Raw genomic sequence first — 14,920 nt, 5'->3', positions numbered from 1 at the left:
CGCCGCGCGTCATGCCCAGAGCGTCTGGGCGACGGCCACACCGGTGTAGACGGCGCCCAGCCCTGCGGTGATGCTCACCACCACGTTCGCGGCGGCGAAGAACCGGGCCCCGTCCTCGGCCAGCCGCAGCGTCTCGAAGGAGAACGTCGAGTACGTCGTCAGCGCCCCGCACAAGCCGGTGCCCAGCAGCAGCTGCACGGAGGACGAGGCGGCCCCGGCGGTCACCGCGCCGGCGACGATGCCGAGCACCAGGCAGCCGGCCACATTGACGGTGAACGTTCCCCAGGGAAAGGCCGTCTCGTGCCGGGCCTGGACGCAACGGTCGGTCAGATAGCGCAGCGGGGCGCCGACGGCGGCGCCGGCGATGACGAGCAGCCAGTTCACCGCGCCTCACCCCGGACCGCCAGGCGGCGGGTCAGCACCGCGGCGGTCCACACGGCCGCCAGGGCGGCGAGCGCCGTCCCCGCCAGATAGGCCAGACCGGTCCCGGCCTCGCCCTGCTCCAGCAGGTTTCGGATGTCCACGGCGTAGCTGGAGAAGGTGGTGAAGCCGCCCAGCACCCCGGTCCCGAAGAACGGCCGCACCAGCCGGTGCGCGGTCCACACCTCGCTGATCAGCACCATGAACACCCCGATCACGGCGCAGCCGACGGTGTTGACCAGCAGCGTCGTCCAGGGGAAGCCGCCGACGGGCGTGGGCCAGAGCAGCGCGGCGCCGTACCGGGCGCAGGCGCCTGCCGCACCGCCCAGCGAGATCACGCCGAGTACCGACACCTGGTGGCGCATCAGCTCGTCGCGCTGCGCCGGCACGCGCAGATCGACATCGGGGTCGATGGGCTCGTTCACCACTTCGCGACGGGACATCGCGCTCAACGATACCGGCCGGGCCCCGACGGCCCGCCGGTCAGCGGTTGAAGGTGTCGATGTTGCCGATCTTCCAGACACCGTCCTGGTGGACGGCGTCCACGGCGAACATCGCCGCCGCGTAGGTCGTCTCCTCCTTCGGCGCGGTACGGGTGTTCCGCTGGTCCGCGAAGATCAGCACCCGGGCCCGGTCGCCGTCGATCAGCTCCACCCCGCTGTCGGTGACCGTCGTCGTCAGGACGAGCTTCTGCACCGGCGCCTGCTTGCGCACCTGGGCGAGCATGTCCGCGTACTGCTGCACCGCCTTGCCGGTCAGCAGCTTCTTCGCTGCCTGGTCCGTCCGTGCGGTGTCGGCGTAGTTGTAGGAGAAGACCGAGTTCACCGCCTGCGTCACCATGCCCTTGACCTCGCTGGTGCGGGCGGTGTCGGTGAGGGCGGTGTTACGGGTGGCCGCGGTGTCGTGGAGCGTGGCCACCTCCATGGCGGCCCAGCCGGCGAACCCGCCGAGCAGCACCGTCAGCAGGCCCAGGGCCGCCACGACCCGGTGGAGCACGCTGCCGCCGCGGCCCCGGCCGGGCTTCTTGACCGACGGTTTCTGCGCGGGCTTCCGATCCCGTTTCTGCTTCTGTTCCGGCTTCTGTCCGGGCTTGTCCTGCTCGGGCGCGGGCGGCGGTCCCGGGCGCGTCCGGTTCGCGGGCGGTGCGGCGGCCAGGCGGCGTTGCCGGTTGATGAGGTGGCGGGTCGTCGACATGTACGCGGGTCCTCTCGGGTCCTCTAACCGGCGGCGGACGGCTGCGGAGTGGGGGCGGTCTCCCCGACCGGCGCCTGGCCGAGGGCACTGAGCTTCCAGCCGTCGGGCGTACGGGTCAGCTCGCCGAGCAGCCGGCTCTCCTTGGCCGACGGCTGGCTCTTGGGCGCGGTGACCGTGATCCGCAGCGCCACCATCACGCTCGCCTTTCCGGCCCGGACGTCCAGCTCGGTCACCGAGCCGGACAGCACCTTCGCCGTGGTCACCGTCTGCGCCTGCCGCACCTGCTTCTCGAACTCCGCCCTGCCCTGCACCAGTTGGGTGCGCAGGTCCCCGGTGGTCGAGTTCTGCCAGGTGTCGAGGCCCTGGGTCAGGTTCTTGTGGTCGAGGGTGTTCATGTTCTGCACGCCCTGTTCACCGGCGGCCAGCACCTGCTCACGGGTCTGCGCGTACCCGGCGGAGTCGTCGTGCGCCGCCCCGTACCAGGCCCAACCGCCCCAGCCGGCGGCGGCCGCCGCGAGGACGGCCAGCGCGACGGCTGCCACCAGCAGCGGGTTCCACGTCTTCGTACCTGCCATCTGCCTCTCCCCTACCGGGACGTGATGTCGGTGATCTGCCAGTGCCCGTCGTGGAACCGGGCGGTCACCGACAGCTGGGCCGCCGCGGTGGTGGCCTTCTTTCCCTTGCGCTCCGCCGTCTGGTCCAGGAAGACGAGGAGCTGCGCGCTGTCGCCGTCGAGCCGGGTGACCCCGGCCCGCACCACATGGGTGGTGAGTGTCAGCTTCTGCGCGGCCACCTGCTGCTTGACCTGCCCGAACAGCGCCTCGTACTGTCCGGCCGCCGTTCCGGCGAGCAGTTCCCTCGCCGCCAGCTCGGTGGCCTGGGTGTCCTCGGGCGTGTACGAGAAGACCTTGCCGAGGGTGTTGCTGACATCGCCGATGACCCGGCTGGTGGCTCCCGTGTCGGTGAGCGCCGTGTTGGACGTGGCCTCCGGGTCCGTCAGCTGGGAGGTCCGGATCAGCAGTCCGACACCCGTCAGCAGCAGTACGGCGAGCAGCCCGGCGACGATCGCGGCCGCCGGGGTGACGCGACGCCGCAGGCCCGGTGTGGGCGCGTCCTCGGGCTCCTCGACCGCATCCGCCCTCCCGACCGTCTCTTCCGCCTCGTCGGCGGGCTCGGTCCTGGTGTCTTCTGTGGTGCTCACGTTCGCCGCCCTCTCTCCGGATCAGCCCGCACCGACGGGTACCGCGTTGATCGCCGTGAGCCGCCAGCCCCCGGAGGTACGGGCGAGCCCGGCCTCGAAGCGCTTGCGGTCGGTGGTGGGCGCGCCGCCGCGCGGGGTCACCGCCACCTGCACCGTCGCGATGAGCCTGGCCGTGCCCGACCGGGTGTCGAGTTCGGTGACGGCGGCGTCGGTGACGGTGCAGCGGGCGCTGGTGCCGGCCTGTCGCAGCGAGGTGTCGCTCTTGGCGTTGGTGCGGGCCATCTCGTCGTGCAACGGCCCTGTGGTGGCGTCGAGCCATTGCCGCAGACCGGCCTGGACGTGCTGGGCATCGGTGCCGTCGATGCTGTTGAGACGGACGATGTTCTGCCGCCCCTCGGCGAGGACGGCGTCGCGGGCCTTGGCGTAGGCGAGCGACTCGTCCGTCCGCGCCTGCCGGTACGACCAGCCGGCGAAGGCGCAGAACACCACGATCGCCGCAGCCACCGCCCAGGCGACGGCTCCTCTGACCGCCGCAGGAACCGTCGGCGGAGTGGGAAGGGTCATCCGCGGAGTGGGGAGGGTCATCCGTCGGCCGGTCATGGGCGCGGCTCCAGTCCGAGCAGTCCGCTCATGCCGGAGGGGCCGGCGGCCGGCAGGGACGGCAGGCCGAGGGCCGCGGGGAGGGTGCCGCCCGCGTCGGTGCCCAGCAGCAGCGCACCGGGCCGGGTCGCGGCCGGCACGCCGCCCTTCGGGGCGTTGGCGGAACCACGGACGTTGATGCCGCTGCCCGGTGAAGCGGTGCAGCGCGCCCCGGTGTTGAGGGCCGGCGCGGTGCTGAGGTCGAGGCCGTTGCGGTACGTGGTCCCCCCGTATCCGGCGGTGCAGGGCAGCGGGGAGAAGAACGTCACCGACATCCCGAGGTTGGCGCCCTTGCCGTTGATGGCCGTGGCACCGGCCGCGGCCACCGCCGGGAGCCGGACCAGCAGCTCCTCGATGCCGTGCTGGCGGGTGACGGCCACGTCCGACGTGGTCAGCAGGTTCGCGAGCACCACGCTGAGGCTGGGGTCGAGGTCCCGCAGCAGCGCGCTGATCTGCGTCGCGGCTTCAGGCGCGGCCGTGATCAGCCGCCGCAGATCGGCGTCGGAGCCACTCAGCCGGGCGGCGAGGTCCTTGGCGCTGATGGCGAACGACCGGATCGCGTCGCCCTCCTGCGCCTGGGTGCCCAGCACGGTCGCCCCGTCGATCATGAGTTTGGTGGTGGTGGGCTCGGCCCGGTTCGCGGCCTGGATGAAGTCGGTGCTGTTGTCGACGAGGGACTGCAGGTTGTCCCCCTGGCCCTGGAACGCCTTGCCGAACTCGTCGACCACGGTCTTCAGCGATGTCAGCGGCACGGAGGAGGCGAGGGTGTCGACGCTGGTGAGCAGGTTCGTCACCGGCGCGGGGGTACGGGTGTCGGACACCGGGACGCGCGAGCCGTCCGCCAGATACGGCCCGCCGTCCGCCGTCGGGCGCAGGTCGATGTACTGCTCGCCGACCGCGGACAGATTGGCGACCAGGGCCTGCAGCCGGGAGGGGATGGGCGGCGCCGAGTCGTTGATCCGCAGCTCGGCCTCCACACCGTCGTCGGTGAGCGTGATCGGTCCGACCCGGCCGACGGAGACTCCGCGGTAGGTGACGTTGGAGTGGGTGAACAGGCCGCCGGCCTCCGGAAGTTGGACCTTGACGACGTAGTAGCCGCGCATGCCGAAGTAGTGGCCGAGGTCGGCGTACCGGGCGCCGATGAAGCCGAGGACGAGGACGGCGATCACGAGGAAGGCGACGTTCTTCAGCCGGGTGCCGAGGGTGATCATGAGTGGCCCCCCGCTGAGGGCGACGGCACGGTCCTGACCGGTCCGACGGACGGCAGCGGGAAGAGCGACGACCTGGCGCCGTCCGTCCCGCCGACGTCGGCACCCGCGTCCGTACCACCGGTATCGCTACCGGCGTCGGTGCCTGCGTCGGTGCCCGCATCCGTTCCGGCGTCCGTGCCCGCATCCGTTCCGGCGTCGGTCCCGGCATCCGTACCCGCGTCCGTCCCCGCGTCCGTGCCTCCCACGTCCTCGCCCGGGTCGCTGGTCGGCGGCGGGTAGACATTGTCGGCGAAGTCGAGTTCCGGGACGATCTGCGTGCCCGGCGCGGCCGTCATGTCCAGGTAGACGTTGAGGTAGTCGCCCTTGACACCGCTGAGCACCTCGTCCGTGAACGGGTACGTGAGCAGCACCTGGAGCGAGTCCGGCAGCGCCTTCCCCGAGTCGGCGAGCCGCTGCAGGGTGGGCGCGAGCGCCTTGAGGTCGGCGACCATGTCGTCCTTGCTCCTGTTCACGGTGGTGACCGCGACATCGGACAGGGTGTCGAGCGAGCGGAGCATCGTCACGAGCGAACCGCGCTGCTCCTCCAGCACCTTCAGGCCGGGGCTGAGCCCGGTGAGCACCGTGCCGATCTGCCGATCGCGGGTGGCGAGGGTCGCGGAGAGGTGGTTGACGCCGTCGAGCGCCGCGGTGATGTCCTGCTTGTGGCCGTCCAGGTCCGTGACGAGGGCGTTGACGCGGGTCAGCATGGAACGCACCTGCGGTTCGTTGCCCTGCAGGGCCTTGTTGAGCTCCACGGTGATCGTCTTGAGCTGGTTGACGCCGCCGCCGTTCAGCAGCATCGACAGCGCGCCGAACACCTCCTCGACCTCCGGGTTGCGGTTGGTGTGGTCGAGCGGGATGCGGGCGCCGTCGCCGAGCCGGCCGGTGCCGGTCTCCCCGCCCGTCCGCCGGTCCGGGGCGGCGAGCTGGATGAACTTCTCGCCCAGCAGGCTGGACTGTTCGAGGTGGGCGTACGCGTTGGCCGGCAGCACGACCTTGCCGTTGACGCGCATCGTGACCTTCGCCGTCCAGCCGTTCGGCGCGAGGTCGATGGCGGTGACCCGGCCCACGGCCACGTCGTTGACCTTGACCGCCGACTGCGGGACGAGGCTCAGGACGTCGGCGAACTCGGCGGTGACGGTGTACGGATGGCTGCCCAGGTCGGCGCCGCCCGGCAGCGGCAGGCTGTCGATCCCGCCGAGCCCCGGCGCCGAGCAGCCGGCCAGGACGAGCGTGAGGGCCAGCGCGGCGGCGGCCCGGTCCGTACGTCTCACCGGGTCGCTCCCTGCGTGCCGTAGACGGTGCCGACGGTCGGCAGCGGGAAACTCAGCTCGTTGATGTCGGCCCGGCCGTCGATCGTCCGGTGCGCCGGGTCGTACGCGTTGAGGACGTTGTCGGCCGCGAGCGGCGCGGTGTCGAGCGCCTCCGCGATGGAGGCCCGCTGGTCGACGAGGGACTGGGTGAGCGGCGCGAGCTGGTCGACGACCGACTTGAGCCGGGTCCTGTTGTCGTGGATGAAGCCCTTCACCTCGCCCAGAGCGGTGGCGAGCTGCTTCAGCGCGCCGGCGAGGTTCTCCTTGTCCTCGGCGAGGAAGCCGGTGACCTCGGAGAGCTGCTGCGCGGCCCGGTGGACGTTGCCGTCGTTGTTCTTCAGCATCGTCGTGAAGGACTGCAGATAGGTGATCGTGTCGAAGAAGGTGCCGCTGTTCAGCGAGAGCGTCTTGGTGACCTTGCCGAGCTGCTCGATGGTGTCGCCGAGCAGCTTGCCGTTGCCGCCGAGGTTCGCGGCGCCGGTGTCGAGCAGTGCGGAGAGCGAGCCCGTGGAGTTCGCGCCCTTGGGGCCGAGCGCGTCACTGATCCTGGTGATGCTCTCGTAGAGCTGGTCGACCTCCACCGGGCCGGCGGTGCGGCTCGACGGGATCGTCGCCCGGTCGCCGATCTGCGCGCCGCCGGTGTACGCGGGGCTCAGCTGGATGTAGCGGTCGGAGACGATGCTGGGGGCCACGACGACGGCGCCCGCGTCGGCCGGCACCTTCACGCCCTTGTCCAGCGTGAGGTTCACCCGCACCTGGCGGCCTTCGGGGGTCACCGAGTCGATGCTGCCGACCTTCACGCCCAGGACCCGCAGATCGGAGCCGGGGTACACGCCGACGGCCTGGTCGAAGTAGGCGGTGATGCGCTTGCCGCCGCTGCCGCCGAACACGTACACGCCACCGGCGACCGCGACCAGGACGAGCAGCAGGACGGTGCCGAGCGCGATCCGGCGCCTTCTGGACAGGTGTGCCGTCATCAGCGACCGCCCTGGGACTTGGGTGGCATGCATCCGGTGGTGGGAGGCGTGCCGGCGGGCAGGTAGTTCCGCGGGACGAGCCCGCAGAGGTAGCTGTCGAACCAACGGCCGTTGCCGACCGTGTTGCCGACCAGCCGGTAGTAGGGCCCGATCGCGGCGAGGGCGGCGTCGAGGCTCTTCTGGTTCTTCAGCAGCACGGTGGTGACCCGGCTCAGCGCGCTGAGGGTGGGCTCCAGCTGCTTGTTGTTGTCCTCGACGAGGCCGGTCAGCTGGGTGCCGAGGTCCTGGGTGCCGGTCAGCAGCCCGTGGATGGCGTCCCGCCGCTTCTGCAACTCGCCCAGCAGCAGGTTCCCGTCCGTGATCAGCTTCTCGAACCTGCTCTGCTGTCCGGCCAGCGTCGCGGTGATCTGCTTGCTGCCCGCCAGCAGCTTGGCCAGCTGGCTGTCGCGGTCGGAGATCGTCTTCGACAGGGCGGAGAGCCCGGTGACGGCGGTGCGCACCTGGGGCGCGGTGTCCTTGAACGTGGCGGAGATGGTGTCGAAGCTCTTGGCGAGCTGCGCGGTGTCGATCTCCCCGAAGGTCTGCCCGAGCCCGTTGAACGCCTGCGTCACGTCGTAGGGGGAGGTGGTGCGGGTGGCCGGGATGCGCCGGCCGGGGTTCTGCGCGGCGGAGCCGAGCGGATCCAGGGCCAGGTACTTCTCGCCGAGCAGCGTCTTGATGCCGATCGCGGCCCGGCTGGCGTCGCCGATCCAGGTGTCCTTGACCTTGAAGGTCACCTTCACCTTGCCGCCGTCGAGTCCCACGCCGGTGACCTTGCCGACCTTCACCCCGGCGACCCGCACCTCGTTGCCGGGGTCGAGCCCCGCCGCCTCGGTGAAGTCCGCCGTGTACGTGGTGCCGCCCCCGATGAACGGCAGCGCGTCGGCGTTGTAGACGACCACGCCCAGCAGGGCGAGGACGAGCAGCCCGACGATGCCGACGGTGACGGGGTTGCGCTCCGCCATCGGCTTCGGGCGCCGCCCCGCCGCCCGCCGGCGCAGCCGCGCCACCCGCCCGCTCATGACCTGCACCGCGCTTCGGTGATCGCGATACCGGTCGGCGCCTTGCTGCCGTCCGAAGTGGTCACGCCCGACACCTTGGCCTCGCAGAGGTAGAGGTTGAGCCAGGACCCGTACGACGCGAGGCGGGTGATCGTCCGCATCTTGACGGGCGTCTTCTGCAGGAAGTTCTCGATCTGCGGGGTGCTCGCGGCCAGGTTGGACGACAGCCGGCCGAGCTGGCGGATGTCCTCCTTCAACGGCGCCCGGCCGTCGTCCAGCAGCCCCGCCGTGCTGGTGGTGAGCTGGGAGATCGCGGTGATCGCGTCCCCGATCGGCTGCCGGTCGCCCGCGAAGCCGGTGACGAGGGTCTGGAGGGTGCCCACCAGCTCGTTGAAGCCCTGTTCACGGGTGTTTACGCTGGTCAGGACGGTGGTGAGGTTGTCGATCACCTCGCCGATGACCTTGTCCTTGGCGGCGAGGGTGGTGGTCAGCGAACCCACGTTCCTGATCAGGCTGTTGACGGTGCCGCCCTCGCCCTGGAGCACCTGGATGATCTCCCCGGCGAGCTGGTTGACGTCCTTGGGCGACAGCCCCTCGAAGAGCGGCTGGAACCCGTTGAACAACTGGGTGAGGTCGAGGGCGGGCGAGGTGCGGTCCAGCGGGATGGTGGAGCCGGGTGTGAAGGCCCGGTCCATCGGCCCGGTGCCCTGCTGCAGGTCGATGTAGCGCTGGCCGACCATGTTCAGGTACTTGATCGACGCGGTCACCGAGGCGGGCAGCGCCCGGCCCTTCTCGACCGAGAACGTCACCTGGGCGAGCCGCCGGTCCACCACCCGGATGTCCTCGACCTGGCCGACCTTCACCCCGGCGATCCGCACGCTGTCGCCGGTGATCAGCCCGGTGGTGTCGGTGAACCGCGCCTTGTAGCCGACGGTGTCCGCGATCCCGGTGTTGGCGATGCTGAAGGCCAGCACCGTGGTGGCCAGGGCCGTCACGAGGATGAAGACGATCGACTTGATGAGCGGGCCCGCGATGCTCCGGCGCCTCACTTGAGACTCACCTCCGCCCCGCGGAAGACCGGTCCGGCCAGCAGGCTGCTCCAGTCGGGAAGGGACTGCGGCGAGGCGTTCATCGCCGGTGCCAGCAGTTCGTTGACGAGTTCGTTCTCCTGCGGCGAGTTGGGCAGCCCCAGACCGCCGTTCCCGCTCCCCGCACCGGTCACGGTGAGGCCCGTCGTGGCTGTCGGGGGCGCCGTGGCCGTCGGGCCCGTGAGCCCCGGCGCCACCGTGTCGTCCGTCCGGGTCGGCCGGCCGAGGTACGGCACCGGGTAGCAGTTGGGCCCGGTGCTCGCCGTGAACGACGGCTTGTCCTTGCCGGGCAGGTACTTGCCCCGGGAGGGCACGGTCCGCACGGTGACATGCAGTCCGGGCTCACTCGTGCCCTTGCCGAGCGCCTTGTCCATCGCCGGCACGAAGTTGGCCAGCGTGCGCAGGGTGCAGGGGAACGAGGGCGCGTACTCGCCGAGCAGCTGGAGCGTTCCCCTGCTGTCCGCCGACAGCCGGATGATGGTGTCCTGGTTCTGCCGCAGGAACGCTGTCAGGTCCTGGGAGGTGCTGGTCGTCGACCCGTACAGGGTGCTGAGGTTGGCGCGCTGCTCGGCGATGGTGCCGCTGGTCGTCGTGAAGTCGGTGAGCGCCTGCAGGATGTCGGGGGCGGCGTCGCCGTAGACGCGGCTGACCTTCACCAACTCCTGGATGTCCCGGTTGAGCGTCGGCAGGTTCGGGTTGAGCTTCGCCAGATAGGCGTCGAGGGTGACGAAGCTGTCGCCCAGCTTGGTACCGCGGCCCTGCAGGGCCTGCGAGACGGCACTGAGGGTGGCGGAGAGCTTCTCCGGCTGCACCGCGGTCAGCAGCGGCAGCACGTTGTCGAGCACCTGCTCCAGCTCGATGGCGTTGCTGGAGCGGTCCTGCGCGATGGTGCTGCCGGCCAGCAGCTTCGGGCCCGAGGCGGTCCGCGCCGGCGGTACGAGGGCCACGAACCGCTCCCCGAACAGCGTCGTCGGCAGCATCTGCACGGTGACGTCGGCCGGTATGCCCTTCAGCTTGTCCCGCTGGATGGCCAGCGTGACGCGGGCGCCGTCGCCGTCGGCGGTGATGCCGCGCACCTGGCCGACGACCACCCCGCGCAGCTTCACGTCCGCGTAGAGGTGCATCGCGTTGCCGACGCTGCCGGTCCTGACGGTCACCGTCGCGTCGTCGGAGAACTCCTTGTCGTAGATCGCCACCGAGAGCCAGATGAGCAGCGCGGGCACCAGCAGGAAGACCACTCCCGCGAAGCGGCGTCGCACGGTGAGGGCGTTCATCCGGCCACCCGCACCGTCGTCGTGGTGCCCCAGATGGCCAGGCTCAGGAAGAAGTCGGTCACGCTGATCACCACGATCGCGTTCCGCACCGACCGGCCGACGGCCACCCCGACCCCGGCGGGGCCGCCCTCGGCGTGGAAGCCGTAGTAGCAGTGCGCGAGGATCACCGTCACGCTGAAGACGATCACCTTGAGGAACGACAGCAGGACGTCGTCGGGCGACAGGAACGTGTGGAAGTAGTGGTCGTAGGTGCCCGACGACTGGCCGCTCACGAAGACCGTGACCAGCCGTGAGGCGAGGTACGAGCTGACCAGGCCGATGCCGTAGAGCGGGATGATCGCGACGACGCCCGCGATGATCCGGGTCGTCACCAGGTACGGCATGCTGCGGATGCCCATCCCCTCCAGGGCGTCGACCTCCTCGTTGATGCGCATCGCGCCGAGCTGCGCGGTGAAGCCGGCGCCCACGGTGGCCGAGAGCGCGAGGCCCGCCACCAGGGGTGCGATCTCCCGGGTGTTGAAGTACGCCGAGACGAAGCCGGTGAACGCGGCGGCGCCGACCTGGTTGAGCGCCGCGTGGCCCTGGAGTCCGACGACCGTGCCGGTGAAGAGCGTCATCGCGATCATCACGCCGACGGTGCCGCCGATGACCCCGAGCCCGCCGCTGCCGAACGCCACTTCGGCCAGCAGCCGCTGGATCTCCTTGAGGTAGCGGCGCAGGGTCTTGGGGATCCACAGCAGCGCGGTGATGTGGAAGATCAGATGGTCGCCGAGCCGGTCCAGCCAGCCGAACCAGCGGTCGGACCGGGCGCCGGGGCGGTACGCGGCCGGTCCGCTCCGGTCCGGCGGGACGGGGGCGTCCTGCGGCGCGTCCTTGTCGAGAAGGGCCATCGGTCAGGATCCCTTCGCGGGGACGATCTGCAGATAGATCCCCGTGAGCACCATGTTCACGAAGAACAGCAGCAGGAAGGTGATGACCACCGACTGGTTCACCGCGTCGCCGACGCCCTTCGGACCGCCGCGCGGATTGAGGCCCCGGTAGGCGGCGACGATGCCCGCGATGAAGCCGAAGATCAGCGCCTTCAGCTCGCTGATGTAGAGGTCGGGGAGCTGGGCGAGGGCCGAGAAGCTGGCGAGATACGCGCCCGGCGTGCCGTGCTGCATGATCACGTTGAAGAAGTAGCCGCCGAGCGTGCCGACGACCGAGACCAGTCCGTTGAGCAGCACCGCCACGAACATCGCGGCCAGCACCCGGGGGACGACGAGGCGCTGCACCGGCGAGACGCCCATGACCTCCATCGCGTCCAGTTCCTCGCGGATCTTGCGCGACCCGAGGTCCGCGCAGATCGCGGAACCGCCCGCGCCCGCGATCAGCAGGGCGACGATCAGCGGGCTCGCCTGCTGGATGATGGCGAGCACGCTGGCGCCGCCGGTGAACGACTGGGCGCCGAGCTGCTGGGTCAGCGACCCGACCTGGAGCGCGATCACCGCGCCGAACGGGATCGACACGAGGGCGGCGGGCAGGATCGTCACGCTCGCGATGAACCAGAACTGCTCGATCAGCTCCCGGACCTGGAACGGTCTGCGGAACATCGCACCGACCGTCGACACGGCGAGCGAGAAGAGCCGGCCGGTCTCGCGCAGCGCGCCCAGCCCCGGGACCGGCCGCCGCACGGGAGGCGCCGCCGGCTGCGGCGCGGGTGCGGGATCCAGGGGCGGATCCAGCGGGGGAGCCGTCATGACGGCCCTCCGCCCGCGCGGCCGGCGGGTGCGGCCTGCCCGGCGACGACGTGCCCGGTGCGGTCGAAGCTGGACTCGATCGCGTGCCGCGCGGCCGGCGGCAGCGTGTCCAGCAGACCGAGCACCCGCTCCCTGCGGCGCAGTACCGCCCGCCGGACCGGCAGCCCGGGGGTCGGCTCCAGCTGTGGCTCGATGGTGCGGGGCACCGAACTGCTCCCGGTGACGCCGTGCCGCTCCTCCAGGGCCATCGTGGCCTCGTCCTTCTCCTCCGACATCCCGATCGGACCGGCCCGGTGCCCGCCGAGGAACTGCGCCACCACCGGTTCCTGGCTGGTCAGCAGCACCTCGCGCGGGCCGAAGGCGACGAGCCGGCGGCGGAAGAGCATGCCCATGTTGTCCGGCACGGTGGAGGCGATGTCGATGTTGTGCGTGACGATCAGCATCGTCGCGTCGAGCTGCGCGTTCAGATCGATGAGCAGCTGCGAGATGTACGCGGTGCGGACCGGATCGAGCCCGGAGTCCGGCTCGTCGCAGAGAATGATCTGCGGATCGAGCACCAGCGCGCGGGCCAGTCCGGCGCGCTTGCGCATGCCGCCGGATATCTCGCCGGGTAACTTCCCCTCGGCGCCCAGGAGTCCGACCATGTCCATCCGCTCCATCACGACGCGGCGGATCTCGGATTCCTTCTTCTTGGTGTGTTCGCGGAGCGGAAAGGCGATGTTGTCGAAGAGGGACATCGACCCGAACAGCGCGCCGTCCTGGAACATCAGGCCGAAGAGCTTGCGCGCCTCGTACACATCGCGTTCCGGGCTGTTCACCATGTCGACGCCGTTGACCATGACCCGCCCGCGCTCGGGCTTGAGCAGCCCGATCACCGACTTCAGGAACACGGTCTTTCCGGTACCCGAGGGGCCCAGCATCACGCTGACCTCACCGGGCGGCAGAGTGAGCGTCACGTCCTGCCAGACGGTCTGACTGCCGAACGACTTGGTGAGGCCTTCGACGACCACTTCGATTCCCATTGCACCTCCCGGGATGGTTGGCCGGCGCCGTCCGCGGCGCCGGTGGCGGACTGGTCAGCGGTGCGGCAGCGGCGGGATCTGGATCTCGGTACCGGTCGAGGCGTCGCAGCCGAGTCCGGCCCAGGGCGCGCAGAGCGTGCCTTGGTTGAGGTTGAGCGAGTTCCCCGGCCCGGACACCGCCGCGGTGAAGAGCGCGTCGAGGTTCTCGCCGTGGGTGCCGCAGCCGGTGAAGGCGGGGATCGTCAGGTTCTCCTGGTGCAGCGGCCCGCCGTCGAGAATGGTGTAGTCCGGCTTGCCGTCACCGCCGCCGGGCATGTGCGCGTCCTGCAGCCCGACGAGCGCCAGCTGGATCGGCGCCCTGGTGCGGCAGTTGGGTCCCACATCGAGCGGTGTGCCGTTGATCCTGACGTCGTAGAGCCGGAGCCACTGATATCCGTGGATCGTGGTGATGACGTTCTGCTCGACGAAGTTGGTACCCGTCGTGACGATGGTCAGCAGCGGTTTCACCGGATCGGGCGTGAGCGCCATCTTCGCCGTCGTGGGCACGAATCCGTAGGTCAGGAACGTGGAATCGGCGACCGGCAGCGTCATCGAACCGAGCGAGTCGAACTCGTAGTACTGCGGGGGATTCGGCTGTACCGCCATCCGCACGTTCATGTTGATGTAGGTCAGGGACGGGCCCTTGGCGCTGTGCGCGTCATTGATGACGGCGGCGCCGCTGAGCTTGTGGACGTTGGAGAATCCGGTCGCGTAGGCGCACGAGCCGAGATCGAACGTGGTCTCGGTGACCGTCGCGCCGGCATCCTGCTCGTCCTTCAGCGGAATGTGATCGAAGTCCAGCTTCCCCTTGGGCAGTACGTCGCAGTCGTACGTGCCGGAATGCACCGGCGGTTCGACCTTGATGGTGCTGTTGTGCGGCGCGCCCGGCTTGGGCGACGCACCCGGTGAGGTACCCGCCGACGTACCCGGTGACGTACCGGGGGCGGAAGGCGTCGTGGGGGAGGACGGTGAGGCCGGTGCCGATGAAGAGGGTGAGGATGAAGGGGAGCCTGACGGGGTGGGGTCCGGAACGGGCACCGGCACCGCGCCCAGCAGCGTGTTCTGCCCGGCCTCCGGAGTGCACGCCACCTTCACGGGGGCGGCGGTGGCCGGTACGGGCGACGGCGTCGCGTCCGTCGCGGCGGCCTTGCCCGGTGTGAGCTCCAGGGCCAGCGCACCCGCGCCGAAGCTCACCTCGCCCGCCGCGGTGACGGTCACCGGCGGCACCTCGCCCTTGAACGTCAGCACCAGGTCGTCCTTGCCGGCCACCGCAACGGCGGGGGCCCGCAGTCCCGGCCAGGGGGCGTCGGCGGCCGAAGTGCCCTGGGTGACACGGGCGGTGAGACTTCCGGTGCCGGCCAGCGTTCCGGTGGTGTCCGGCACGAGCCCGTCGACGGCGGCGCGGGGCACCGTCACCGCCATGGTCGGATCACCGGGCTGGATCGGCCTGTTGACCGCCCCGGTGTCCGGGAAGAGCTGGGTCAGGACGACGTGCACCGGCTGATCGCCGCCGGGGAAGGCGCACTGGTAGGCCATCGTCAGCGGTCCGTCCCGTCCGGCCGCCGCGGAGCCGGATCCGGACAACAGCCCCGCCACGAGCGCCGCCGCCGCGAGGCCCGCCAGCCGCACCGTACGGCGTGGAACACCTGCACCCCTCATTGCGGCACTCCTCGGACTGGCTCGGCGCATACCTGCGGGGAATCACGAACTCGGTCGGGACGCAG

15 protein-coding genes and 1 pseudogene are annotated in these 14,920 nt (G+C 70.6%); all 16 read right to left on the bottom strand.

The annotated features are described in order from the left end of the window. Positions 1-9 precede the first annotated feature (9 nt). The 16 genes and pseudogenes from crcB to G3I60_RS31030 all read right to left on the bottom strand — a co-directional run bounded on the left by crcB (position 10) and on the right by G3I60_RS31030 (position 14,855). Entirely contained in the window at positions 10-384 is a 375-nt protein-coding gene (gene crcB / locus G3I60_RS31105; RefSeq protein ID WP_138351282.1) for a fluoride efflux transporter CrcB, read from the bottom strand. Then, positions 381-863, bottom strand: coding sequence for a CrcB family protein (locus G3I60_RS31100; protein ID WP_164294643.1), 483 nt, complete (start codon positions 861-863; stop codon positions 381-383). Before G3I60_RS31100 ends, crcB begins: the two co-directional genes overlap by 4 nt. A gap of 40 nt (positions 864-903) precedes the next feature. Beyond that, complete coding sequence (locus G3I60_RS31095; protein WP_164294644.1) at positions 904-1,614, bottom strand: hypothetical protein; 711 nt, start codon at positions 1,612-1,614, stop codon at positions 904-906. A gap of 23 nt (positions 1,615-1,637) precedes the next feature. Beyond that, the gene (locus G3I60_RS31090; RefSeq protein WP_164294645.1) at positions 1,638-2,189 is read right to left on the bottom strand and encodes a hypothetical protein; all 552 of its coding nucleotides are present in this window, start codon (positions 2,187-2,189) and stop codon (positions 1,638-1,640) included. 11 nt (positions 2,190-2,200) lie between these two features. After that, a complete protein-coding gene (locus G3I60_RS31085; protein ID WP_138351278.1) occupies positions 2,201-2,815 on the bottom strand; it encodes a hypothetical protein in 615 nt (204 codons plus the stop codon). A 21-nt stretch (positions 2,816-2,836) separates the two neighbouring features. Beyond that, a complete protein-coding gene (locus G3I60_RS31080; protein ID WP_239070466.1) occupies positions 2,837-3,415 on the bottom strand; it encodes a hypothetical protein in 579 nt (192 codons plus the stop codon). Continuing rightward, positions 3,412-4,665 (bottom strand): MCE family protein, encoded by a 1,254-nt coding sequence (locus tag G3I60_RS31075; protein ID WP_164294646.1) that lies wholly within the window; start codon positions 4,663-4,665, stop codon positions 3,412-3,414. Before G3I60_RS31075 ends, G3I60_RS31080 begins: the two co-directional genes overlap by 4 nt. A gap of 302 nt (positions 4,666-4,967) precedes the next feature. Beyond that, positions 4,968-5,948, bottom strand: a pseudogene (locus G3I60_RS31070) (MCE family protein); the annotation flags it as partial. A gap of 26 nt (positions 5,949-5,974) precedes the next feature. After that, positions 5,975-6,994, bottom strand: a complete 1,020-nt coding sequence (locus tag G3I60_RS31065) for an MCE family protein (protein ID WP_232484888.1) — start codon at positions 6,992-6,994, stop codon at positions 5,975-5,977. After that, the gene (locus G3I60_RS31060) at positions 6,994-8,055 is read right to left on the bottom strand and encodes an MCE family protein (protein WP_138351275.1); all 1,062 of its coding nucleotides are present in this window, start codon (positions 8,053-8,055) and stop codon (positions 6,994-6,996) included. Before G3I60_RS31060 ends, G3I60_RS31065 begins: the two co-directional genes overlap by 1 nt. Continuing rightward, positions 8,052-9,083 (bottom strand): MCE family protein, encoded by a 1,032-nt coding sequence (locus tag G3I60_RS31055; protein WP_164294647.1) that lies wholly within the window; start codon positions 9,081-9,083, stop codon positions 8,052-8,054. The genes G3I60_RS31060 and G3I60_RS31055 overlap by 4 nt, the downstream gene beginning before the upstream one ends. Next, entirely contained in the window at positions 9,080-10,396 is a 1,317-nt protein-coding gene (locus G3I60_RS31050; protein WP_164294648.1) for an MCE family protein, read from the bottom strand. Before G3I60_RS31050 ends, G3I60_RS31055 begins: the two co-directional genes overlap by 4 nt. Then, on the bottom strand, positions 10,393-11,286 hold the full coding sequence (locus tag G3I60_RS31045) for an ABC transporter permease (protein WP_138351272.1): 894 nt from the start codon (positions 11,284-11,286) through the stop codon (positions 10,393-10,395). The genes G3I60_RS31050 and G3I60_RS31045 overlap by 4 nt, the downstream gene beginning before the upstream one ends. A gap of 3 nt (positions 11,287-11,289) precedes the next feature. Further along, entirely contained in the window at positions 11,290-12,135 is an 846-nt protein-coding gene (locus tag G3I60_RS31040) for an ABC transporter permease (protein ID WP_164294649.1), read from the bottom strand. Beyond that, entirely contained in the window at positions 12,132-13,157 is a 1,026-nt protein-coding gene (locus G3I60_RS31035) for an ABC transporter ATP-binding protein (protein ID WP_164294650.1), read from the bottom strand. The genes G3I60_RS31040 and G3I60_RS31035 overlap by 4 nt, the downstream gene beginning before the upstream one ends. 54 nt (positions 13,158-13,211) lie before the next feature. Then, a complete protein-coding gene (locus G3I60_RS31030; RefSeq protein WP_203674312.1) occupies positions 13,212-14,855 on the bottom strand; it encodes a DUF6801 domain-containing protein in 1,644 nt (547 codons plus the stop codon). Positions 14,856-14,920 lie beyond the last annotated feature (65 nt).

The organism is Streptomyces sp. SID13666, from assembly GCF_010548325.1.
GTDB lineage: Bacteria > Actinomycetota > Actinomycetes > Streptomycetales > Streptomycetaceae > Actinacidiphila > Actinacidiphila fildesensis.
Note: the sequence above shows the minus strand (reverse complement) of the source record. Positions and strands in the feature narration are given on the sequence as shown.